Genomic DNA, 1,126 nt, shown 5'->3' on the forward strand with positions numbered 1-1,126 from the left:
CGTAGGCTAGAAACTCATCGCGCAAATTTTGCTCTTTGTGCGCGATGGCTTCTTCTTTGCTGAAGGTTTTTGGCTCAGGCTTTAAATTTTGCTTTGCGGCGTTTTTGGCGGCTGAATTTGAGCTCAAATTTGCATTTTGCTCTTTTTGCAGCTCTTTTTTTATATCCTTTAAACTATCGAAAAAATCATTCATCCGCGTGCTCCTCTTTAAATTTTCTAGCGTCTTTTACCCTTTGTATCGCTGCTGCGATTGCAGCGATCACCTCTTCGTTGTCCTCGTTGTCTTTGGTTTTCATCTTTTCTAGCAGGGTAGGCATTTTGTTTTCGACATATGACGTATCGAAAAATCCTCGCCTAAAGTCGCGCTCCTTGCTAATGCTGAGCAAAAACGGGATCGTAGTTTTGACGCTGCCTTCGATCGTAAACTCATCTAGCGCGCGTTTTAGTTTATTTACGGCTAGATCGTAGCTAGGGGCGCGTACGATGAGCTTAGCTAGCAAGCTATCATAAAACGGTGGTATCTGATAGTCTTTATATAGGTGGCTATCGACACGAACGGAAGGGCCTAGAGCAGGGTAGTAGCCGCTGATCTCGCCAGGGCTTGGGATGAAGTTTTGCCATGCGTCCTCGGCGGTGATACGCGCCTCGATCGCAAAGCCTTGCGTGATGACGTCGCTTTGCTCCATATCTAGGATCTCGCCCGCCGCGATACGAATTTGACGCACGATGAGATCCACGCCCGTGATCTCCTCGGTCACGCCGTGCTCGACCTGGATGCGGGTGTTCATCTCCATAAAGTAAAAGTTGTTGTAATCATCGAGTAAAAACTCGATCGTGCCTGCATTGGTGTAGTTTACAGCCTTTGCCGCGGCGACTGCGGTCACGCCCATGCTCTTTCGTAGGCTTTCGCTCATCGTCGGACTCGGCGCTATCTCGAGGATCTTTTGGTGGCGGCGCTGGATCGAGCAGTCGCGTTCGGCTAGGTGAATGATGTTGCCGTATTTGTCGCCTAAAATTTGAAACTCGATGTGGCGCGGATTTACGACGTACTTTTCCATGAAAACTTCGTCGTTGTTAAAAAACGCCTTGGCTTCGCGCTTGCAGCTTTCAAAGCTAGATTCTAGCT

General features: G+C 48.5%; 1 protein-coding gene and 1 pseudogene. Both read right to left on the minus strand.

Features of this window, described 5'->3' with window-relative positions:
- Positions 1–193: hypothetical protein (locus Q0200_RS07805; RefSeq protein ID WP_297939976.1), on the minus strand; the 193-nt coding region annotated here is incomplete at its 3' end.
- Positions 186–1,126 (minus strand): annotated as a pseudogene (locus Q0200_RS07810) (acetyl-CoA carboxylase biotin carboxylase subunit); the annotation flags it as partial. The gene Q0200_RS07805 and the pseudogene Q0200_RS07810, both read right to left, overlap by 8 nt.

The sequence above is a fragment of the uncultured Campylobacter sp. genome, from assembly GCF_938045225.1.
GTDB lineage: Bacteria > Campylobacterota > Campylobacteria > Campylobacterales > Campylobacteraceae > Campylobacter_A.